The sequence below is a fragment of the Paraburkholderia sp. 2C genome (assembly GCF_054589215.1).
The window spans coordinates 45,655-68,024 of the sequence record NZ_BAAILL010000026.1 but is presented as its reverse complement, the minus strand read 5'-3'; the positions used below and the strand labels follow the sequence as shown (position 1 = coordinate 68,024).

Genomic DNA, 22,370 nt, shown 5'->3' with positions numbered 1-22,370 from the left:
CCCACCGCCCCGCCCCCTCAACCGACACCGACACTGACACCGGCGCCGGCGCCGACAGCCACGCCCGGCTCAACGATGCCCGGGCGGCCGCCCTGCGCGCCACACGCGAGGCACCCGCCACGCCACGACGATCGAACGGATCGTTGCCAGGCATCGCCGCGGAACAACTCGACCATCTGTATCGCACTTATGCGGAGCTTCGCCAGCCCGCAGGCGTGACCGGCGTACCGACGCTCGAGAACGACAGACGCAACGCACAGATGCTTGAAGACGGCGTGGCGCAGAATCTGACCGGCTACCCGCGCGAGGTTGCCCAATTCGAACAGCGCCATGCCGGTTTGCTGGGCCAGCTCGCGGCCATACCGGCGAGCCAGTCCCGATCGTACGCAGCGGGCGCGGCGACCTTCGCCGCGGCCTATCGAATGGCGACGCGCGAAGGACGCGCGGAGATCGGCCTGCAATTCGGGCAACTCGAAAGCGCGGTGCTCGACGAATACAACCGCGCCCTCAACGATCCGCTCACGCGTGTGCTCGGCGTGTTCAATACGCCGGTCGGCGCGGGACATCTCGATCGCGACGGCCAGCACCGGGTCGGCCAGTTGGCGCGCATGCGCAGGCGATTCCTCGCGGCGTCGACGCCCGCGCAACGCGAAAGCCTCTACCAATCGGCGTTGTCGTTCAAAACGAATCTGCAATCGCAGATATCGGATGCGATCGGCGCCCATCTCGGCAAACAGGCCGCGGACTGGAAAGCAGCCAACGACGATATCGACAGGATGCTCGGCGAAGCCGAGCGCATCCGGAGCGAACCGGGCAAGCGCTACGAGCTGATCGGCCGCCAGCTCCATACGTCGAACCCCGGCAGCGGCGAAGACCCGTTCGAGGAGCGGCGCATTCTCGCGTTCACGCAACGGATGCAGGACGATCCCGCGTTGCGTGCGAAGCTGGCTCAATGGGACTTCGATGCGGGAAAACGACTGAACAGCTTCGGTATGGGTGGACAGAAGCGCTACGAAGATATTGCGAACGACCTTCCCGCCGCGGGCCCCGACTACGTGCGCGACCTCGCCGATCGTTACGACGCGGTACTCAGCGACAGCACGGCGAAGGACCAGTCGATCACGCCGCAGGCGCGCGCGACGCGTCTGGCCGGGCAGATTCTCGAGGGAACGGCGCGCGTTCTGCTTGGCATGACGCCGTTCGCGCCGCTCACCGCGGTGCTCGACGAGCATTCGTCGCTGCCGCCTGGCGCGCGCCTCGGTATCGATGTCGCGGCAGGCGTGCTCGGCATGGCGATCGAGCCGGCCAATGCCGTGAGCGGCGCGATCTCGGATGCGAAGACCTTCGCCCAGGCGATCAGGGAACTCGACACGGTCGCCGAACTTGGACACGGCGCCGAGGCTGCCGGGATGGCGCCGGCGGCGCGGCCTTTGGCATCCGCGCTGCCGATCGGCGATCCCGGTTTGCGCGAAACCATACCGGGACGTTCGCTCACCGTCCCCACGCAATACGCTTCGAATGTTCCGGCCGACTCGCTCCAGGCATCCGCCGACGTGCGCGCGATGCGGGTGGACGAAAACGGGCACACCTTCGTCCCGATCGGCGGCCAGGCGTACCCTGCCCGTTACGACGCGAATACGGGAACAGCGCGCGTCTACGACGCGAACAACCCGTGGAAGCCCAGCTACCCGGTTCGCCTGAATTCGAAGCAGGAGTGGGTGATCGGCGACGACGCACCCTTGCGGCTCAGAGGCGGTGGCGGAGGCGTTGACGGAATCAACATCGGGGCCGGTCCATCCGCAGCGCCGCCGATGTCACGGGAACTGAAGACCGCGCTGGAAGCAGACGACTGGCAATCGCCCGCGGACGCGTACCTCGCCGATCCTGCCTATCGTCAAACCTACCAGAGCGCATTCGACAAGCTGGGCGCCGATCAGCAAAGAGCCCTCAAACGATGGACCGCGCTCGACGAGACTTCGGCAAGCGACAGCGACAGCAGCGGCAACTTCAGCGATAGCGGGAGCCGTCACAGTATGTCGGGTCTCAACTACGACCTGAACGAGGACTTGCGCGCGGGCAATCCCCCTGCCGCGCAGATCAAGGCCCGCGACGATCTGGCCAGCGCGCTCGCGGGCCTGCCTTCTCCCACGGCGCAAGAGGTCCGCCTGCTGAGAGTGGCCGATGTCCCTGCCGGCTACGCAAGCCGCTTCAAGCCGGGCGATCTTGTCACCGACAAAGGCTTCCTGGCCGCCTCGAGCAGCAATCAGTACCTGCTCGATTCAATCGCGGACGGCGGCGCGGTCGGCGGTTCGAGCAAGCCGGCCATGGCCATTTACGATATCAAGGCGAGTTCCGCGAAGCCCTTTATTCCAGACATCAACACCGATGCGTCGAACGAGAACGAGTGGCTGATGCGCCCCGGCACCGTATTCAGGGTCGACGAAATCGCCACCCTCGTTCCGGCCGACAGCGAACTCAAGCCGCGCATCGGACTGCGCCTGACCGAAGTGCCGGTGACAGCGCCGGTCAGTGCGAAGGATATTTATAGCGGACGGCCGCTGCGGGTTTCGCCGGGCGGCCACGTCGCCGATGAAGCCGAGGCCGAGGCCGGCCCCGCGCCCCCTAAACGGCCGAAAACCGACGCGTCCCAGGCGAGTTAGCCGCCGGCTCAATGCAGCGACGCTTCCGAGATCGCTTCGCTATACACCGCCGCGACGCGTTTCGCGATCACCGGATTGTCGAAATGCGCACGTGCGTACGCGCGGCATGCGTCGGCGTCGGGCAGCTTGAGCGTCCCGTCGAGCGCCTTCGATACCCCCTCCGCGATCGCGTCCGCGCCGGTCGACGGCAGCACGAGATCCTGCGATAGCCCCGCGACCGCCTCCGGCAAGCCGCCGACCGGCGTCACGAGCACCGGCGTGCCTGACGCGAGCGACTCCACCGTGATCAAGCCGAAGCCTTCGAGCGCGACGGTCGGCACGACGCTGAGCGTCGCCGCGCGATAGAGCGTGGCCAGATGCGGGTCGGGCACGAAGCCGAGCAGCTTCACGTTGTCGGTGAGACCGGCTTCGTCGATGCGCTCCTGCAGCTCGAGTTCGAGACGCCCCTTGCCCGCGATCAGCAGCAGCACGTCGGGCTCGCGGCGCTTGACGATCTTCATCGCGTCGATCAGATCCTCGAGGCCCATGCGCCGCACGAGACGCCGCACCGCGAGCACGATCGGCCGGCCGAGCGGCAGTTGCAGTTTCAGACGCGCTTCGTTCTGCGTAAGCGGCAGATTGAACTGGTCGACGTTCACGCAGCCCGGCACCACGCGGATGCGCTCGGGCGAAATGCCGAAGCGCGACGTGAGAATCTTGCCGAATGCGTCGGACAGCACGATCAGCCGCGACGAACGCGCATAGACGGTCTGTTCGAGATAGCGCTTGGCGCGCTGGCCGAGCGAGTCGGCCCCTTCGACGTGACTCTCGTCGGCCCACGGCCCCTGGAAGTGCGAGACCTGCGGAATGCCGCGCGTGACGTCGAGCCCCGGGAAGGTGTAGAGCGCGAAATGCGATGAGATCACGTCGGGGCGCTGCGTGCGGATTTCGCGACGCAGCGCGCGGCGTGCGGCCATCAGGCGCAGCGGCAGCGATTGCGCGGCCGGACCGAAGCCCTGGATCGCGCCGTTCGTGTCGGCCGCGACGCGCGGCGAGCCGGCCACCACGCCGCGCACCTGCACGCCGGCGCCGGGCAGCGCGCCGATCAGCGAGTAGTACATGCGGTCGAGACCGCCCGCGCGCTCGGGAAACCAGTGCATGCCGATCTGCAGCGATTTGATCGAAGAGTGAGTCATGGCCGTTCCTGTGTGGGTTCGTCGTGTTGCTGCTTCGGGTTCGTTCATGCGTTCAGTCGTTGATTCGTTGATTCGTTCATGCGCCGTCCACGCCGCGCGGCGAGCCCGCCAGCAGGCCCGGCGTCGTGATGTCGGCGTCGCGGCTTGCGGCGCCGTTGCGGCTGCGATCCTCGCGCGGCCCGGCGATCTGCCGGTACAGCGCGATGTACTGCTCGGCCATGCGCGCCCAGCCGAAGCCGACCGCGAGCTCGCCGGCCGCGGCGCCCATCGCGCGGCGCAGGTCGTCGTCGGCGGCAAGACGGCCGATTGCCTCGGCCAGAGAACGCGGATCGTCGGGGTCGTCGAGCACGATGCCGCACTCGGGCGTGATGATCTCGGCGCCGCCCGCGGTGCGCGCGGTGACCACGGGCAATCCCGCCGCCATCGCTTCGAGCAGCGACAGGCTCATCGCTTCGTAGCGCGACGGAAACACGAACGCGTCGACCGAATGCATCAGCACCGGCATCTCCTTGACGAGCCCGAGAAAGTGCACGCGGTCGGCGATGCCGAGCGCGCGCGCTTCTTCCGGATACGGGCTGCCCGGCAGATAGCCGGCCACCGCGATCTGCACGTGATGCGGCAGATGCTTCAAGGCGCGCAGCACGGTGCCGAGATTCTTGCGCGGCGTGCGCAGATCGCCGACGAACAGCAACACGAACGCCTGCGCCGGCAGCTTGAACTTCGCGCGATCGCCGCGTGCCGCGGCGAAGCCGCGCGTATCGACGCCGTTGTAGATCACGTCGAGCCGGTTGCGCGGCGTGAGGCCGATCGCGCGGATTTCGGCGGCCACCTTTTGCGACACCGCGGTAATCACACGCGAGCGCCGGTAGGCCCAGCGCTCGAGCATCGCGTTCACGCGCGTGTACACGTACTGGTAACCGGACCACACACCCTGGGTGATGCCGAACGGGTAGTACTTGCTCGCAAACCAGCCGCTATGCACGAAGTGCGCGGTGTTCACGTCGGCGGGCACCCACGAGATAAAGCCGTTCACATGCAGCACGTCGTATTCGCCGCGATGCGCGCGCAGCCACTGCGCGCTCTTTAACGCGAACACCTGCTGGCGCAGCAGATTGGTCGGCCACCAGCGGCCGATCTTCATCGGCACCCAGCGCACCAGTGGATGCTCGAGCAGTTCCGGCGCCACATGGGACGCCACGAGCGTGACCGAAATGCCCGCGTCGAGCGCGGCGCGCGCGATCTCGTGGTTGACGCGGCCCTGTCCGTCGTTATGACGCACGACATGCGTGACAATCGCGACTCTCAATCGGTAACTCCGTGAAGAACAACCCTCGCCCTGCGGTGCTGCTTGTCGTAATGCGCCGCGGAGAGGATCGAAAACAGACTCATGAAAAGCAGTGCGCCGCCTGTGCCGACCAGCGTGTTGGTGAACACGATCATGGCGAGAATCGCCAGCGACAGCGACAGGCACGAGGCAACGAACTTGTCGTCGCCGAGCTTGAAGGTGGCGAAGACCGCGCGCATCACGAGCCACGCGATACCCATCACATACAGCAGCGTGCCGGGCCAGCCGAGCACGAACGGAATATTCATCACGCCGCTGTCGAAGCTGCCGTACTGGCCCTGCTGGCCGTCGTTGCCGTTCGCCAGCTTGGTCGAGGTGCCGGTCGCGCCCATCCCTTCGCCGGCCACGTCGGTAAACGCGGTCTGCGCGAAGGTCGCGTAGAACTGGTTGCGCGCCTGATAGCTCGGGTCGCTGTCGAGGTCGGTGAGGGTCTGCAGACGCGTCTGCATGCGGTCGGCAACCGGCCCGATGGCGAGCAGCGGCACGCCCAGACCGACGAGCAGCACGCCGCTCGCGATAATGCGAAAGCGCACCTTGTTGTTCGATTTGACGAGCAGCATCGCGAGCGCGATGACCCAGCCGCCCCACGTCGAACGCACGAGCGAGAGCGCGAACGAGATAAAGCCGAACGCGCCGGCAATCCAGCGCACCTTGTGCTGCGCCGCGAGCACGAACACCATCGCGCCGAGCATCGCGAGCGCGAACGGGCCCGACGAGTTCATCGTGCTGAACACGCGCACGCCTTGCGGCACCGGGTCGCCCTGCGAGCTCATCTGCGAGCCGAGCATCCACAACACGTCCCACGCCGGCATGATGAAGAACTGCACGACGCCGTACACGCCCATCACCAGCATGCCCCAGATAAACGTATTGACGATCGTCTCGCGAAACTTCGGGTAATCGCGCGTGTTCACCATGATGTGAAAGCCGATCAGGATCGGATACAGCCAGTTCGCGAGGTCGTACAGCGCGGCGAGCGGCCCCGCCGACACAATGCCGATCAGCAGACCGTACGCGAGGCCGAACAGGATCAGCAGCACCGGCAGGCCGCGCCGTTGCGCGAGGATCGGGTAGTAGCGCACGAGCGAAAAGCCGCAGATCATCGTCACCGCAAGCGGCGCAATCTGGATCAGGCTGGTCGGCGTGTACGAACCCTTCGACCAGTCGGCGAGGCGGCGCACCTCGGGGCTCAGGAACCATTGCCACCAGACGAAACCGACATAACGCGCCGGGCTCCGGAAATAGAGCCATCCGCCGACCAGCACCGACAGCAGCGGAAAACCGTACGTGAGCGCGGTGCCCTGGTGGCCGATGATCAGCACCGCCGTGATCAGCCACAGCAGCGCCGGTGGCATCCATTCGCTGCGATCGCCGCTGACGAGACCGCGTGCGCCCGACGCGCCGGCATGCAGAAGCGAGGCCATGGCCTATGCGCCTCCGCGGTGGCCGCGCGCCGCGACACGCGGCGCGGCGGCGCCGTCGGCGCTACTGCGGGCACCGCCGTGGGCACCACTGCGCACAGCACTGCCGGCGCCGCCCACGCCGCTTGCCGACACGCCGCTGCCCGAGGCGCGCATGCGACGCTGCAGCAGATCGCGCGTGATCCTCACATGCTGCTGCGCGAACTGCTGCGTCGTGAAATCGCGCGACAGCAATTCAGCCGCGGCCGCGCGCGCCTGGCGCACCGCGGCGTCGGGCGACGCGGCGAGACGATCGGCCGCCGCGCGCAGCGCCTCCGGATCGAACGGCGGCACGTAGCTTGCCGCCTGGGCCGAGAAATACTCCTTCAGGCCGCCGACATCGGTCACGATCATCGGCTTGCCGACGGCCGCGGCCTCGAGCGTCACCGTCAGCCCCGAGACATGCGAGTTGTGCCGCAACGGCACCACGATCACGTCGGCCCACGCATACAGGTCGCGCTGTTTCGCGAGGCCCGATGCCGATGCAATCTCGACGTTCGGTGCGCGCAGCGACGCCGGAATGCGCCGCCGCGTCGCGAGCTTCACGTCGTAGCGCGCATCGTTGCCGAAGGCTTCGATCAGTGTGCGCCAGTCGCGGTCGCGATCGTTGCCGATCGCGGCGATGCGCAACGGCGTATGCGGCTGCCAGGCGTCGGGCTGGCGCACCGGGAAATCGCTGGTGTTCAGGCCGTAGAACACCTGCGTTGCTTCACGCCGCAGGTAGCGGCGGCACAGCGCGGCATTCAGGCTCGAGTGCGTCGTCAGCACGTCCGCGCGCGCCACCAGCTTGCGGTAGAACCAGCGGCGCAGCATGCCGTAGGCGGGCCATTTGTCGAGCAGCCAGATGCTTTGCGCGAGCAGCAGCGGCGCGGCGCGGCCGCGAAAGCGCTGACTGTGCAGCATCAGCAGCAGCGCAACGGCGAGATGCTCGTGCTCCGTATGCGTCCAGACCACGTCCGCGGCGAGAATCTGCTCGCGGTTGCGCCATGTGTGGATCATGTCGAATCCGGCCAGCGCCTTCAACGCGCGGCGCACGAGCTTCACGGGCTTGCTCTCGCGCGCGTCCTCGGAGTACGTCAGGCGGAACTCGTCGGATTCGGCATGGTGATACCCGTACAGGCAGCCGATGTTGTCGCCCTTGCGATAAGTGCGCGGGTCCGCGCCGTAAAACAGATGGACGTTGACATTGATGCTCATGCAGGCTCCGGTCTGCGTGTTCAGTGGCACATCGCGGGGCATCTTCATGCTCGGCGCCACGGCGCGCAACGAAAATGCAATCTGAAAACGCGATGCAGGAATACGCGACAGCGACGCAACCACGCCGCTACAACGCCAATGAGGCAGTGCCCCTACAGCAGCGCCCTTACAGCAGCGCGCGGCGCGCTTCGCGCGCGCCCATGCGCACTGCCTTCCAGCGCGACAGTTGCACGCGCTTGCGCGACGCCATCGCGAGCAGCGCGTGCGCGAAGCCCGGGTAGGCGCGCGTGCCGACCAGCGCGTACCACCACCACGCGGTTTCGCGGTGCAACGGCGGCAGGTGCGCGCGCAGGATCAGATGCAGGTTGTAGGCGGCGTTGCCGATCGCGGCCAGGGTCTGCGCGTCGCGGCGGTCGTCGTCGTGGCGCTCGGCGGGAAAATGATCGACCGCGACGTGCGGGTCGTAGACGAGCTTCCAGCCCGCGCGCTTCACGCTCATGCTGAACGCCATGTCGTTGTGCACCTGGGCGCCCGCGCCGCGCAGCCGCGTATCGAAACGGACCGTGCCGATCGCCGCGCGCCGGTAACTCATGTTCGCGCCCTTCAGCATGTCCACTTCGCGCGCGTCACCGACGCCGAGATGGTGATTGCCGATCAGCTTGCCCGAGCGCGTCAGCTTGCCCACCCGTTCGCGCGAACCGTTCAGCACGCTGCCCTTCTCGTGCACCCAGTCGCGCCCGCCGAGCGCGCCCAGCCGCGGGTCGGCGGCGAAATGCGCTTCGATGCGCGCGACCCAGTCGGCGTGCGGCGCGGCATCGTCGTCGGTGATCGCGATCACGTCGCCGGTCGCCGCCTCGAGACCGCGGTTCAGCGCGGCGACCTGCCCTGGCACGTCGACCGGCGCGACGACGAGCGGCAGCCGCTTATCGGCCCCATGCCTGGCCCCATGCCTGGCCAGATGCGCAGCGAGGCATGCGTGCGTCGCGTCGTCGTCGGGACGCGCGACCACCACGACTTCATCGGGCGCGCGGTGCTGCTGTTCGAGCGCGACGAGGCAGCGCGTCAGATCGTCGGGACGGCGAAAGGTCGGAACCAGCACCGTAATTTTCATCGTTCCTCCGTACAGGCTCAGCAGATTTCGATCAGGTGCTCAGGTATTCCTGAACGGCCGCGTAGCTGCGGTCGTAACCGCCGCGCGCGCGGGCTGGCATCGCGTTGAAGATCGCGCCCTGCACGTGCACGCCCGCCACACTGAGACGCTTCAGCGAATCGCTGATCTCGTTCTCGGTATGCATACCCGAGCGCACCACGAAGAACGTCGAGCCGACATAGCCGCCGATGATCGACGCGTCGGTCACGGCGAGCACCGGCGGCGTATCGATGATCACGACGTCGTAGCGCTTTTGCAGGGCGTCGAGATATTGCGGCAGGCGCGGCGACATCAGCAGCTCCGACGGGTTCGGCGGACGCACGCCGCACGAGATGAACATCAGGCCCGGCGTGTCGGTCTGGCGGATCGCCTCTTCCAGCGAAATCTGCCCGGACAGCAGCTCCGACAGGCCGTTCGCCTGGGTGCCGCCGAGGTGCCGCTCGAGCGAGCCGCGCCGCATATCGCCGTCGATCATCAGCACGCGTTTACCCGAGTGCGCAAGCAGCACCGCGAGATTCACGGTCAGGAAGCTCTTGCCGACCGCCGGCATCGGGCCGGTCAGCATGATGATGCGGTTGCGCGCGTCCATCAGCGTGAACTGGATCGATGTGCGCAGGCTGCGCAGCGCTTCGACGCAGACGTCCTTCGGCTTCGCGTTCGCGAGCACCTGGCGTTCGCGCGAGGCGCCGCGCGAGACCTGGTTTTCGAGCACGGCCTGCTCGGCCGACAGCGGCACGAGACCGTACACGGGCAGATGGAAGATGCGCTCGACATGCTCGGGGTCGTCGATGCCCTTGAACATGTTGCGGCGGACCAGCACGAAGCCGATGCCGGCGATCAGGCCGAGGATCGTCGCCGCCGACAGAATCAGGAATTTCTTCGGCTTGACGGGCTCGCCCGGGCGCAGCGCCGCGTCGACGATATGCACGTTGCCGCCCGTCCCGGCGCGCTGCACCGACAGTTCCTGGACGCGGTTGAGCAGCAGCACATAGATGTCTTCCGCGACCTTCGCGTCGCGTTGCAACTGCACGGCGCGCACTTCGGTGGCCGGCAGATCGCGGAAACGCGCCGAGTAACGCGCTTCCTGCGCCTGCAGTTCGGCCATCTGCTCGCGCGCGGCCTTCAGGATCGGGTGATCGTTCGCATAGGTCTGCTGCAGCGACGCGATCTGCATCTTCAGCGAGGCGATCTGCTTCTGATAGTCGACCGCGCCGTTCAGGTAGATGGTCGCTTCATCCGATGCATTGATCGAACCGGACTTGCTCTGGTATGCGGTCAGCGCGGCCTCGGAATTCTCGAGCTCGGACTTCAGACGCGGCTCCTCGCTCTTCAGGAAGTCGAGCATGCGGCTCGCGTCGGCCTGCTTGGTCTGGATGTGCTCGCGCAGGTACGACTGCGCGACCGCGTTGGCGATCGCCGCGGCCTGATCGGGGTCGCCGCTTTCGAGCGAGATCTGGATCACGCCCGTCTGCTTGCCCTGCTCGGCCACCTTGATCGCCCCCTGGAAGCCGGCGATCGCGTCGAGATCGTTCGCGCGCACCACGGTGAACTGCGTGCCCGGCCGCGCGACGAGCTTGTCGACGACGATCGTCACGCCGCCGCCCTGCGCGGTTTCGCCGACCTGGCCGCGCAGCAGCAGCTGGCCGTTCGGTGCGCGCAGCTCGTACTGGTTGCCCGCGAGCGCGGTCATGGTCAGTTCCTTGCCTTCGAGCTCGGGCGTCACTTCGACCGAATCGACGGTGGCCTGCTCGCCGCCCCATGCATAGCTCTTCAGACCCAACCACGGCTTGGCGAGCCCATCGTCATGGTGCAGGCGCGCCGCGAGCCGGCCGAGAAACGGAAACGTCTTCGGCGTCACCGAGAAGTTCAGCTTCATCTGCTGCACGACCGGCCCGAGCACGCCGCGGCTCTTGATGATTTCGATCTCGGCGTCGGTCGGCAGCGCGGCCGACCCGCCGCCGGCGCCGGTCGTAATGGCCGCGCCGGTCTGGTTTTGCGTGAGCGCCTGGGACGTGTTGTCCTGCGGTTCGACGCGCACGTGCGCATCGGCCGAGTAGACGGGCTTGGCGATATAGCAGTAAACGCCCGCGATTGCGACGATCGTCGCGGCGATCGCGATCAGCCACCAGACGTCGTCGATGATCGTCTGGATCAGCTGACCGAGGACGACGTCCTCTTCCTCGGTGCGGCCCTGAATGGCCAGATGCGTGTTGACTTGAGTACTCACGGTTTATTCCCCGCTCGGTTCGAGGCTGACTGCGGTTTCGGGGGCGGCCGGCCTGCGCGATGCAGGACCCGGCCGCCGGCGATCGGGTTGCGTGGGCCCGTTGCCTGCGCGTTCAGGCGGCCGCCGTCGTCGGTTGGACGTCAGGCGGCGCAACCACGGTCGCAAGGGCGATCAGTTCGTCAGCTCCTTGATGAAGAACACGGACTGCAGAGCCGGCAGAATCTGCTGGATCATGCGGTTGAACGTCGCGCCGGCTGCCGTGCCGACATACACCACGTCGAGCGGCTGCAACTGGAATTGCGAACTCAGCATGACCGCGTCGGGCTGCGTCATGTCGAGCCGGAAAATCTGCGGCGAGGTCGGGTTGTCGCGCATACCGCGCATCACGAAGATCTGCCGCGGGTTCGCATCGGTGTCGAGAATGCCGCCCGCGCCGGTCAGCGCATCGGCGATCGTGAAGCGGCCCTTCAGCATGCTGAGCGTCGCCGGGCTCTTCACCTCGCCCATCACGAAGATGCGGCTATCGGTGCGGTCCGGCACGTTGAGCACGTCGCCTGGCTGCAGCAGCACGTCCTGCGAGGTGTCGCCGCGATCGAGCATGGCGTCCGCGTTCAGGATGTAGAGCTTCTTGTTGCGCGTGAGGCGCACGCGCTGCAGATCGGCATCGGGGTTGGTGCCGCCCGAGCGCGTGATCGCATCGACGAGCTTCAGCGGCACGTCGCTGATCGCAAGCGGCCCGGGTGTTTTCACTTCGCCGGTCACCTCGACGCGCTGGCTGCGGAACGCGAGCACGCGCACGTCGACCTGCGGGTCCTTGATAAACGGCCGCAGTCCGATGGAAAGTTCGTCGCGAATCTGCGAGGTGGTTTTGCCCGCCGCGCGAATGCGCCCGACGAACGGGAAGAAGATCGTGCCGTCGGGGCTCACGGTCTGGCCGAACGGATCGGCCTGGCCCGGCAGCGCGGTCGTGTACGGCTGCTGCAGCACGCTCGAGATGGTCTGCGTCGTGTTGCCGCCGGTCGAGAGCGACGTGCCGCTTTGCGTCGTCAGCTCGGGGTGATTCCATACGGTGACGCCGAGAATGTCCTGCGGCGCAACGTGATAGACGTAGTCCTGCAACGTGTATTGCGACGGCGGCAGCGGCGGCGGCGCCATCGCGGCCGTGAACTTCGCCTGCTCGACCACCAGTTGTGCGTCGATCACCCTCACGTCGTAGGTCGGCGCGGGGCCGGTCGACGGTTGTTCGTTCAGGCGCGACGTGTCCAGGTGGTTACCGGGCGCGATCGAGCACGCCGACAGAAAGGACGCCAGCGCAAGGAGGAAAAGAAAGGTGATATTTCGCTTTAGCATATTTTGTTGAGCCATCCCATGACCAGATGTTCGATGAGCACGAGGCTTTCGCGATACTCCCGCTCTGCACCGCCGTGCGGGTCGACGACGTCGGACCCCTCCCATTTGCCGAGCGCGTGGACCTTGCCGCGTGCGGCCGGATCCAGCGCTTCGACATCCTTGACCTGGCGCTGCTCGGTCACGAGCACGAGGTCCGCATCGCGCACCATCCGTTTGTTCAGGCGCCGCGCGTGATGTTCGCCGGTTGCAATGCCGCGTTCCGCGAGCAGACGCTGCATGACGGGATCCATGCTGTCGCCGTCCACCGCGCGGATGCCGGCGGAGTGGAACGCAATTGGCGCGCCCGGTTGTCTGTACTGGCACGCCTTGAACAGCATTTCCGCCGCAGGCGACCGGCAGACGTTGGCGTGGCACACGATCAGGACATTGGCGAACATGTCGGTATCCGTGGATGACTTGCTGGTTGAACGGTTTTTTGTCCGATAGTGGTCAAAAGTTCTCAAGCGGTTTGTCAAAAAAACCTGGGCGCAGCCTTGCATGCCCGAAAGCTCGCAAGGCTGCAGCGCCCATGCCGATGCTCAGATCGTGGTCGCGGCCATCGCCTTCGATCCATCGCGCACGGTCGCATCCTGCTGCGCGTGCTGGCGGCCGATCGCGTGATACTCGATGCCGAGTTCACGCATCGAATCGGGTTCGTACAGATTGCGGCCGTCGAAAATCAGCGGGGACTTCAGGTTCGTCTTCAGGCTGTCGAAGTCGGGGCTCTTGAAGACCTTCCACTCGGTCAGGATCACGAGTGCATCGGCGCCCTTCAGCGCGTCCATTTCTTCGTCGGCGAACGAGAGGCGCGCATGACGCTGCGGCATCGATTCGAGATCGAGCGCGAGCACGCGCTTCGCTTCATCGATCGCGACCGGGTCGTAGGCCTTGACCTTCGCGCCGCGCGCGAGCAGTTCGGCGATCAGCGGGCGGCTCGGCGCTTCGCGCATATCGTCGGTGTTCGGCTTGAACGCGAGACCCCAGACCGCGAACGTGCGGTCCGACAGATCGCCGCCCAGACGCTCGACGATCTTGTTCGCGAGAATTTTCTTCTGCGCGTCGTTGACCGCTTCGACGGCTTCGAGAATCTGCAGGCCCTGTCGGTGCTCGTTGGCGGTGCGGATCAGCGCCTGCACATCCTTCGGGAAGCACGAGCCGCCGTAGCCGCAGCCCGCATACAGGAAGTCGTAGCCGATGCGCGGGTCCGAGCCGATGCCGCGGCGCACCGCTTCGATATCGGCGCCGACGCGGTCCGCGAGGTTCGCGAGTTCGTTCATGAACGAGATGCGCGTGGCGAGCATCGCGTTGGCCGCGTACTTCGTGAATTCGGCCGAGCCGACATCCATATACAGCGTGCGCTCGCGGTTGCGGTTGAACGGCGCATAGAGACGCTTCATCATGTCGCGCGCCTTTTCGCCGGGCACGTCTTCGTCGCAGCCGATCACGATGCGGTCCGGCCGCGTGAAGTCTTCGACCGCCGCGCCTTCCTTCAGGAACTCGGGGTTCGACACCACCGAGAACATCTGCTTCGAGCCGCGCGCGGCGAGTTCTTCCGAAACGGCCGCCGCGACGCGGCGGGCGGTGCCGACCGGCACGGTCGACTTGTCGACGATCACCTTGAAGCCGTCCATGTGCTTGCCGATGTTGCGCGCGGCGGCGAGCACGTATTGCAGGTCCGCGGAGCCGTCTTCGTCGGGCGGCGTGCCGACGGCGATGAACTGGATGTCGCCGTGCGCGACCGACGCCGCGACGTCGGTCGAGAACGTGAGGCGCCCTGCCTTGCGGTTGCGGGCGATGATCTCGAGAAGCCCTGGCTCATGGATCGGCACGCCGCCGTTATTCAGCACATCGATCTTGCGCTGATCGACATCGAGACAGAACACGTCGTTGCCGATGTCGGCAAGACAGGCGCCCGTCACGAGGCCGACATAGCCGGTTCCAATGATCGTCACGTTCATGAATCACACCTCAAAAAGTGAGTAGTCCACCGTGGACACGAATGACACAACCGAATAACGGATGTCGTAGCGCCGCACCACGCAAAAGCGCGGCGCAGCCCACGCACACGTGGGCTGCGCAAGCCGTTGGCTTTCAATATGCGTTGCTGCCGACGAAACCTTTCCAGAAAGTCAGCACGACGATCTTCATATCGAGCCAGAAGGTCCAGTGCTGCATGTAGTACAGATCGAGCTTCACGCGACCCATCATCTTTTCGATGCGGTCCGTTTCGCCGCGGTAACCATTGATCTGTGCCCAGCCGGTAATGCCCGGCTTGATCCGGTAGCGGTGCATATAGCCGCGCACCAGATCCTTGTAGATATCGTCGTGCTCGAGCGCATGCGGGCGCGGGCCGACCACCGACATCTCGCCCTTCAGCACATTGATGAACTGCGGCAGCTCGTCGAGGCTCGTGCGGCGCAGGAAGGCGCCGACCGGCGTAATGCGCGGATCGCGCCGCGTCGCCTGGGTCACCTGGCCGGCCTGCTCCTTGTGCATCTTCATCGAGCGAAACTTGTAGATCTCGAACTCGTTGCCGTCGATGCCCTTGCGCTTCTGCCGGAAAAACACCGGCCCCGGCGACGACAGCTTGACGAGCACCGCGATCACGACCATCACCGGCGACAGCGCGGTCAGCGCGGCGAGCGCGAACAGGCGATCGAACACGCGCTTGGGCAGCACGCGCAGATCGGTGATCGGCGAGGCCGCGAGGTTGATGGCCGGCACGCCGAGCAGATCGACCATCGGCTGATTGAAGAGCGTGAGGCTGCGCACGTCCGGAATAAAACGGATGTTCACGAAGTCGTTGCGAAACTCGGTGACGAAGCGATGGATCGTGCGCTCCTTCGACATCGGCAGCGCCATCCACAATTCGCGCACCGCGTCGCGCCGCATCATCTGCACGAGATTCGCGAAGTCGCGCACGACGGGTACGCCTTCGATATCGTGCGGCCCCAGCTCGCTCGCGGCCGGATCGTCGAGCGGATCGCTTTCGCGGCGGTTGTGCGCTCCGTCCTCGGTATAGACGATGACCGGCGCAAAGCCCGCATCGGGGCGGCTACGGATCTGCTCGATCAGAAACTTGCCGTACGGCACGCTGCCGACGATCGCCACCGCCTTCTGATTGAAGCCTTCGCGGCGCAAGCCTCTGAGCACGGTATGCACGAGCGCCTTCGTGACGATCAGCAACACGATGCTCGCCACGGCCCAATAAGCGAGCCACAAGCGCGAGAGAAGTTCCGCGCGATGCAGGCTGAAGCTCATCAGGATGCCTGTTACCTCGACCAGCAGCCATCCGCACGACACGCGCCACAACAGGTCGTACAGCGATTTGCCGCGCCACGACTGATAGATGCCGAGCGCCGGAAAAAACAGCACGATCAGCAGACAGTCGAAGGTCAACGAAATGCTTTGCATATCGTCGAGCCACACGAAGTGCCCGCCGTGCACCGCGGCCGCGATCATGGCGCCCAGGGCGACCATCGCAATGTCGATGATTCTCGATAGCACGCTCAACATACTGCTGCACCTCGTTGATCAATACGGTCCGGACCATGGCGGCAGCCCATGCGGGCGCCCCTCATGCAATCCGTCTGCCCGGTTTTTATTCGCGCGGGGATGCACTGGCGAATTGGTGAATACCCTCGTACTGGTATGAATAAAGAGGCATTAAAATTCCTGCCGCAAGTTTCTAAAAAAAACAATTTGTATCGGAAACTATTTCCCGATTTTTTTCTGATTTCTGCGGCAACTATTACCTCTTTCCGGCGGCTGGAAACGGGTTTCCAGCGCCATTCAGCCGGGTCTCGCGGCATTTCTTACAGATCTTTCATCCGGCTGTTGTATTCATGCATCGGGAACTTGTCCAGAGCGTGCATACGGCAATTTATTAATTGTCACTTTTATCTGAATTTTTACGGGAGCGTGACTTAAATCTATCGCAATCGAGCGGGGAAAAATTGTTAGAAAAATTCGCTGTGAATTAAGCTCTCTTTTATTGACCAATTACGACGTGTTAAAACTCGGAGCACTCATTCCAGCTCGAGGAGTCAACCATGAGTGCTCTCGGTACGGCGTCCACCGCCGTCCAATCACGGCCCGCTTCCGCTGCGCCGCTTTCCGTCAAGCTCAAGGTCCAGCCGGTGATTCTGGCCGGCGGTTCCGGCACGCGCCTCTGGCCGATGTCGCGCGAGCAGCATCCCAAGCAGTTGATCGGTCTGCTCGGCGAGGACTCGCTGCTGCAATCGACGACGCGGCGTCTCGACGCGCTCGATGCCGGTTATGCCGTTGCCGAACAGCTCGTCGTGGTGTGCAACGAAGAGCATCGCTTTACGACGGCCGAACAGTTGCGCCTGGCCGGCAAGGCGAGCCGGCTCATGCTCGAGCCGGTCGGCCGCGACACGGCGCCCGCGCTGACGGCGGCCGCGTTGTCGGTCGCGGCGCTCGACGAGGATGCCATCATGGTCGTGATGCCCGCCGACCATTCGATCGCCGATCTCGCCGGCTTTCAGGCGGCGGTGGCGGCCGGCGTCCAGCACGCGGCGGCCGGCCATGTCGTGACGATGGGCATCGTGCCCACGCGCGCGGAGACGGGTTACGGCTATATCCGCGTCGGCGCGCCGATGCCGGCGGCGTCGGACGATGGCGCGTCCGCAGTCGGTGCGCGGCACCTCGACCGCTTCGTCGAGAAGCCGCATCTGGAACTCGCGCAGCGCTATATCGAATCGCAGGATTACTGGTGGAACAGCGGCATTTTCATCATGCGCGCATCGACGTGGCTGAAGGCGATCAAACACTTCCACCCGGCGATTTACGATGCGGCTGCCGCGGCTTATGCGGGCGGCACCGCGGACGGCGACTTCTTCCGCCTGCAGCGCGAAGCGTTCGCCAACTGTCCGTCGAATTCGATCGACTACGCGGTGATGGAGAAGCTCGGCAGCGACACCACGGTGGCAAGCGGCGTCGTCGTGCCGCTCGCGGCCGGCTGGTCCGACGTCGGTTCGTGGGACGCGATCTGGCAGATCTCGCCGAAGGACGATGCGGCAAACGTGAGCCGCGGGCGCGTGATTTTCGAAGGCGCCGAATCGACGTTCGCGCACTCCGAAGGACGGCTGATCGCTTGCGTCGGCACGCAGGATCTCGTCGTCGTCGAAACGGACGATGCGATTCTCGTCGCCAATAAAGCGCATGTGCAGGATGTGAAGAAGGTGGTCAGCAGAATTCGCAGCGAGCGCGGCACCGAGGCGACCAACCATCGCAAGGTGCATCGTCCGTGGGGCCACTACGATTCGGTCGATACGGGCGAGCGTTTCCAGGTGAAGCGCATTGTCGTGAAGCCGGGCGCGCAGCTATCGCTGCAGATGCACCACCATCGCGCCGAGCACTGGATCGTCGTGCGCGGCACCGCGCTCGTCACGCGCGGTGAAGAGCGATTTATCGTGTCGGAAAACGAATCGGCGTATATCCCGCTCGGCGTCACGCACCGGCTCGAGAATCCGGGCAAGATGCCGCTCGAAATCATCGAGGTGCAGTCGGGCTCGTATCTCGGCGAAGACGATATCGTCCGCTTCGACGATACGTACGGGCGGCGGTAAACGCGAAGATGGCACGTGCGCGGCAGGCTTTTGCGGCCAGCCGTTGCGCGGCTGCTCTGCCGTTGCGCCGCGGTTACGCCGCCATTGCTCCGCGGTTGCTCCGCAGCGCAGTTGCCCATTGACCAGGCCGGAAAGCCGGGATTCGACTTCAACGAAAGCTGGAATTCAAACAATTGCGCCGCGGACCTGGAGAGGTCCGCGGCGCAATTGTTTTGTGGATCGACGCCTGCTGCGGTTGTTCGCCGTTGTCTGCCGTTTTCTGCCGTCGTCTGCCGTCTGAAGCGCGAGCGAGCGTGCGAGGCCGCCGGTTCAGGCAACGGTTCAGCGCATTTGCGAAAGGAGCTTGCGCGTCGGCGGGAAACGGTCCGTCGTTTTGTCGGCGGACGACGCGCTGTTGTTGCCTTCACTCGGATAACGGCGCAATTGCATACGGTGCGCGTTGACATGCTGCGGGTACGACGACGTGCCCGGCGACTGCGCTGCGCCATTGGTGCCGCCGTTGTTGCCGCCGTTGGTGCCACTCGCGCCGCCGTTGCCGTTGGCGCCGCCGCTGGCATTGCTGCCATTGCGGTTCGCGCTGGCGGGCAACGCATTCTTCACCGCGGCCGACTCCGGCATCGCACGCGTCACGGGTACCGTCGCCGGTGCGGTCGCCGCTGACGCAGCCGCTTGCGACACCGCTGCCTGCCCCGGCTGGGGCGCCAGCCCCGCGACGCTCCGCTGCGTGCCGACCGTCTCCGCATTCACGGACGCGCGGTTCGACACCTGCGCATGCTCGGCCACCGCTGCGCCGCCATCGCCATAGCCCTGCGTGGCCAACTCGCCGCATTCGCGATCGATCCATCCGATTGCCCATTCGAGCGCGAAACGGCGTGCCGCTTCGTCGTCTTCGAAACGCGGGCCGATCAGCCCCGAACGCTCGATGCGCCGGCCATCCCTCATGATTTCGGCCCATGCTCGATACATCGAGCTCGCGACCTGTTCGGCGACGACGTAGATCACATAGCCGCGTTCGTCGTCGAACTGCGCGCCGCCTGGCATCGCAAGATTCATCCACAGCGGTGCGTGATAGTTGGCGAGATCGTGCGGACGGCTGTGGCCCCAGTCGTCGTCCGTTCCCGCATCGTGTGGCGTGCGCGCCGCATAGGCGTCGCGATCGTATTGACCGTCGTGGCCGTCGTGGCCGTCGTGGCCGTCGAGCCGATGGCCGTCGTGCCCGTCGACGGGGTAACCGCGCGGTAGACCATCGAGCGCGCGCGCGCCGTTCAGACGATCGTCGAATCGCGAACCGTCGAACTGCTGCGGCTCGCCGAACGTAGCGCCTTTTGACAAAGCGCCATTCGACGCGCCGTCGTATGCCGCGCCATATCGCCCGTCCCCCTCGACATGCGTGTCAAGCATCTCGCGCGGCGCATACGCGTGTGCCGCATGCGCGGGCTTCGCTTCGCGCGCCTCGTCTTCGGCAAGCGAGCCCGCCGCAGCGGCGCCCGCCGCACCATCATGAGCCGGCGCGATGTCGTCCGACAACGTTTGCGCGTCGACCCCACCCGCGAGCTGGCGCGTGATGTCGGCCATGGCGCCGAGCGGGCGCCAGCCGTGCGTGACGCCCGCGGCGGCGCTCGAGGTCTGCCACGACTCGGGGCTCTTCCAGTACACGCCGCGCACCGTATCGTCGCGCGGCTTGGGCTGCTCGACTTCAGGCGCCGGCTTCGCCACGGCGGGCGGAGTCGGTTCAGGGATATAGGCGAACGCACGGCCCGTCTCGGACAGCAGACGAACCATTTCGATCAGGGTTCCATTCGCCTGCCATTCTTCGAAACGGCGGCGGCAGGTCGGGCCGGACGGATAACGCCCGGGCAGTTTCGACCAGGGTTCGCCGGTGGTGAGAATCCACAACACGGCGTTGGCGACGATGCGTGGTTCGGCGCGCGGCCGTCCACGGCGATTCAACCGGACGGCTGGCTCATCGGAAACGAGCGCGGATAAACGTGCCCATTCGTCATTGCTTAGCTCATCGAAAAACATGCATTTCTCCACGCGGGCCAGGCCAGGCCGCGGCTTTGGGCCGTCACGAACTTCTGTGGTTCGTGTAAGCGCCCCCGGTTGCACAATATGTTTTCCGTTCCGGCTGCATTGCGAAGAAAGCGCATGGCGCACGGCGCCAGTGCGTGTTTTCCCAATTAGCGCGCACGAAACGTGGTCTCACTCATGCATGGGAGAATTTGTGCACGAAGCATACCATTACCAGGGTAAGCGTGAATGTGACGCGGGCAAGTGTTACGGATAGAAACAATCTTGTCCTGTTTGCCCGGATGTTTTGAATGCGTTTGTCACGTAAACGTCGTGCATTCTGTTGCAGCGAACCCGCGCTTCGCGATCAGCATCCGTTCGCTTATGTGCTTCTTCGTTTAACTTATGCAAACGATGCCGTTATCCGCCGCACAACCCACTTTGCAGCGCGTACGCGGCGCATGCGTTGCGTGATTCATACGCTTCGTTACGCATGCCGTTTGCACCGCGCTTTCGTCGCTCTTTCCGGTGACATGCGTTTCGATTACCTATGAGCTTCGTCCATTGCCACGACGAGTCGCGATTGCGCATTTTGCGTGATGACTTCGATTGCCGATCTCACTTATTGATACACGCGTGATGACGAGCTTATTGCGCTCGTCATCGCGGCCGTGATCGTCAATAACGAATGACGAACCGCAAGCCGCAAGTGTCCGCTTTCAATGCACGGGCGTTGCGGCATCCTCACCGACTACCGTCGTCCACGGACGCACGCGCCAGCGTTTGACGAGCCCGGCGCGCACATACGGGTCGGCTTTCGCGAAGTCTTCGGCGACCATCGGCGACGCACTGCTGAAGAGCAGCACCGCAAGGTCGGCGGGTTCACCGACCGCGCCGCCCAGTTGCAACTCGCCGCGCCCGGCCGATTCCCATGCGAGCTTCAGATGCTCGGCGCGAAACTGGGCGCGCCGCTCGAGATAATCGTCGACGAGTTCGTACATCAGCAGGTAATGCATGACCAGTTTCCTCCAGCAGGAAAGTCAGCGCGTGAATGAGCGGAGTCAGTGTTGCGCCGGATGACGCATCGATACGTGCCTCGATATTCGCGGCACCCAGGGAAACACCTGCCCTGCCGGCGCGCATAACCGTCAACCGGCGCCCCCGTTTGCCCGTTCTGACAATTACCATTCAATACGATGGTGGTGTCAACCAGCCGGACGTCTTTGCCCCGGGTCGAATAACGACGAATAACCGATAACCGATGGAGTGTCCCATGAAGATCCAATCCGCAATCGCCGCACTCGTGCTCGGCGGACTGCTCGCGGCGCCCGCTTTCGCCGAAAACAGCCAGCAGAACAAAATGACGATGTGCAACCAGCAGGCCGGCGACAAGAAAGGCGATGACCGCAAGGCGTTCATGAAGAACTGCCTGTCGGCATCGTCGGCGATGGCCGCTTCGGCGCCGATGACGCAGCAGGAGAAGATGAAGGCGTGCAACGTCCAGGCCGGCGACAAGAAAGGCGACGACCGCAAGGCGTTCATGAAGACCTGCCTGAGCAACAAGGGCTAGGCAGAGGCTAACCGGACACTGATCGGGGCTACCGGGCCTGCCCAGGGTTCCCAGCGGTGATCTGCGAGCCAGGTGGATCCGCTGGCTCGAACCGGCGCGTTCGCGCAATGCGCCGTTCGTTTGTTCGTTTGTTCGTTTGTTCGTTTGTTCGTTTGTTCGTTTGTTCGTTTGTTCGTTTGTTCGTTTGTTCGTTTGTTCGTTTGTTCGTTTGTTCGTTCGATCGTTCGATCGTTTGTTCGTTCGATCGCTTCGCGCATGTCCGGCTAGCGTCTCGACGGCGCGTCGAGCCGCGCGCTCATGTCCAATCGATCCTCTTCGTTGCACCCGCAAGCATTCGCGCGGCCCGTCACGTCGGCAAGTTACGCCGCGTCGGTTTTCTTCTATGATGGCGGCACAGACGGCCCACAATACGCAATACAAAAGACAGCCGACACACCAGAAAGGGCCGCCCGCTTGGTCGTATGCCAAAGCGCATGCACGGAGGCAACAATGGTTGGGAGACACAAGAATCGGTGGCTGCGCCGCTGGCTCGTCACGATCATCTTCTGGTCGGTGCCGGTGGGGATCGTCGCGGTACGCGAAATTCAGGAGGAGAT

At 64.9% G+C, this 22,370-nt stretch carries 13 protein-coding genes and 2 pseudogenes; 3 read left to right on the top strand and 12 right to left on the bottom strand.

Translation table 11 applies throughout. The features are described from left to right. A pseudogene (locus ACYPXD_RS06185) lies at positions 1–2,660 on the top strand (hypothetical protein); the annotation flags it as partial. A gap of 8 nt (positions 2,661–2,668) precedes the next feature. On the opposite strand, the gene ACYPXD_RS06180 reads toward ACYPXD_RS06185, so the two are convergent. The 10 genes from ACYPXD_RS06180 to ACYPXD_RS06135 all read right to left on the bottom strand — a co-directional run bounded on the left by ACYPXD_RS06180 (position 2,669) and on the right by ACYPXD_RS06135 (position 16,119). Next, positions 2,669–3,835: a glycosyltransferase family 4 protein gene (locus ACYPXD_RS06180; RefSeq protein WP_459708624.1), complete on the bottom strand. Its 1,167-nt coding sequence runs from the start codon at positions 3,833–3,835 to the stop codon at positions 2,669–2,671. A gap of 76 nt (positions 3,836–3,911) precedes the next feature. Continuing rightward, on the bottom strand, positions 3,912–5,141 hold the full coding sequence (locus ACYPXD_RS06175; RefSeq protein WP_459708622.1) for a glycosyltransferase family 4 protein: 1,230 nt from the start codon (positions 5,139–5,141) through the stop codon (positions 3,912–3,914). Beyond that, a complete protein-coding gene (locus tag ACYPXD_RS06170; protein WP_459708620.1) occupies positions 5,138–6,604 on the bottom strand; it encodes a glucose-6-phosphate isomerase in 1,467 nt (488 codons plus the stop codon). The genes ACYPXD_RS06175 and ACYPXD_RS06170 overlap by 4 nt, the downstream gene beginning before the upstream one ends. Before the next feature lie 3 nt (positions 6,605–6,607). Further along, on the bottom strand, positions 6,608–7,837 hold the full coding sequence (locus ACYPXD_RS06165) for a glycosyltransferase (RefSeq protein WP_459708617.1): 1,230 nt from the start codon (positions 7,835–7,837) through the stop codon (positions 6,608–6,610). 166 nt (positions 7,838–8,003) lie between these two features. After that, positions 8,004–8,948, bottom strand: a complete 945-nt coding sequence (locus ACYPXD_RS06160; RefSeq protein ID WP_459708615.1) for a glycosyltransferase family 2 protein — start codon at positions 8,946–8,948, stop codon at positions 8,004–8,006. 31 nt (positions 8,949–8,979) lie between these two features. Beyond that, the gene (locus ACYPXD_RS06155; protein ID WP_459708613.1) at positions 8,980–11,214 is read right to left on the bottom strand and encodes a polysaccharide biosynthesis tyrosine autokinase; all 2,235 of its coding nucleotides are present in this window, start codon (positions 11,212–11,214) and stop codon (positions 8,980–8,982) included. Positions 11,215–11,385: 171 nt separating this feature from the next. Then, positions 11,386–12,564 (bottom strand): polysaccharide biosynthesis/export family protein, encoded by a 1,179-nt coding sequence (locus ACYPXD_RS06150; RefSeq protein ID WP_459708610.1) that lies wholly within the window; start codon positions 12,562–12,564, stop codon positions 11,386–11,388. Continuing rightward, the gene (locus ACYPXD_RS06145) at positions 12,558–13,001 is read right to left on the bottom strand and encodes an arsenate reductase/protein-tyrosine-phosphatase family protein (RefSeq protein ID WP_459708608.1); all 444 of its coding nucleotides are present in this window, start codon (positions 12,999–13,001) and stop codon (positions 12,558–12,560) included. Before ACYPXD_RS06145 ends, ACYPXD_RS06150 begins: the two co-directional genes overlap by 7 nt. A gap of 141 nt (positions 13,002–13,142) precedes the next feature. Further along, entirely contained in the window at positions 13,143–14,561 is a 1,419-nt protein-coding gene (locus ACYPXD_RS06140) for a UDP-glucose dehydrogenase family protein (protein ID WP_459708605.1), read from the bottom strand. A gap of 133 nt (positions 14,562–14,694) precedes the next feature. Next, positions 14,695–16,119, bottom strand: a complete 1,425-nt coding sequence (locus ACYPXD_RS06135) for an undecaprenyl-phosphate glucose phosphotransferase (protein ID WP_459708603.1) — start codon at positions 16,117–16,119, stop codon at positions 14,695–14,697. Between the two features lie 536 nt (positions 16,120–16,655). Here ACYPXD_RS06135 and ACYPXD_RS06130 point away from each other — a divergent pair. Next, complete coding sequence (locus ACYPXD_RS06130) at positions 16,656–18,194, top strand: mannose-1-phosphate guanylyltransferase/mannose-6-phosphate isomerase (protein WP_459708601.1); 1,539 nt, start codon at positions 16,656–16,658, stop codon at positions 18,192–18,194. A 1,416-nt stretch (positions 18,195–19,610) separates the two neighbouring features. Here ACYPXD_RS06130 and ACYPXD_RS06125 read toward each other — a convergent pair. Together ACYPXD_RS06125 and ACYPXD_RS06120 are read right to left on the bottom strand one after the other, a co-directional pair. After that, positions 19,611–20,219: pseudogene (locus ACYPXD_RS06125) on the bottom strand (transposase); the annotation flags it as partial. Between the two features lie 704 nt (positions 20,220–20,923). Further along, positions 20,924–21,220, bottom strand: coding sequence for a YciI-like protein (locus tag ACYPXD_RS06120; RefSeq protein WP_459708598.1), 297 nt, complete (start codon positions 21,218–21,220; stop codon positions 20,924–20,926). 257 nt (positions 21,221–21,477) lie between these two features. Here ACYPXD_RS06120 and ACYPXD_RS06115 point away from each other — a divergent pair, with 257 nt between their 5' ends. Next, positions 21,478–21,774, top strand: a complete 297-nt coding sequence (locus tag ACYPXD_RS06115; protein WP_459708595.1) for a PsiF family protein — start codon at positions 21,478–21,480, stop codon at positions 21,772–21,774. The last annotated feature ends 596 nt before the right edge of the window (positions 21,775–22,370 follow it).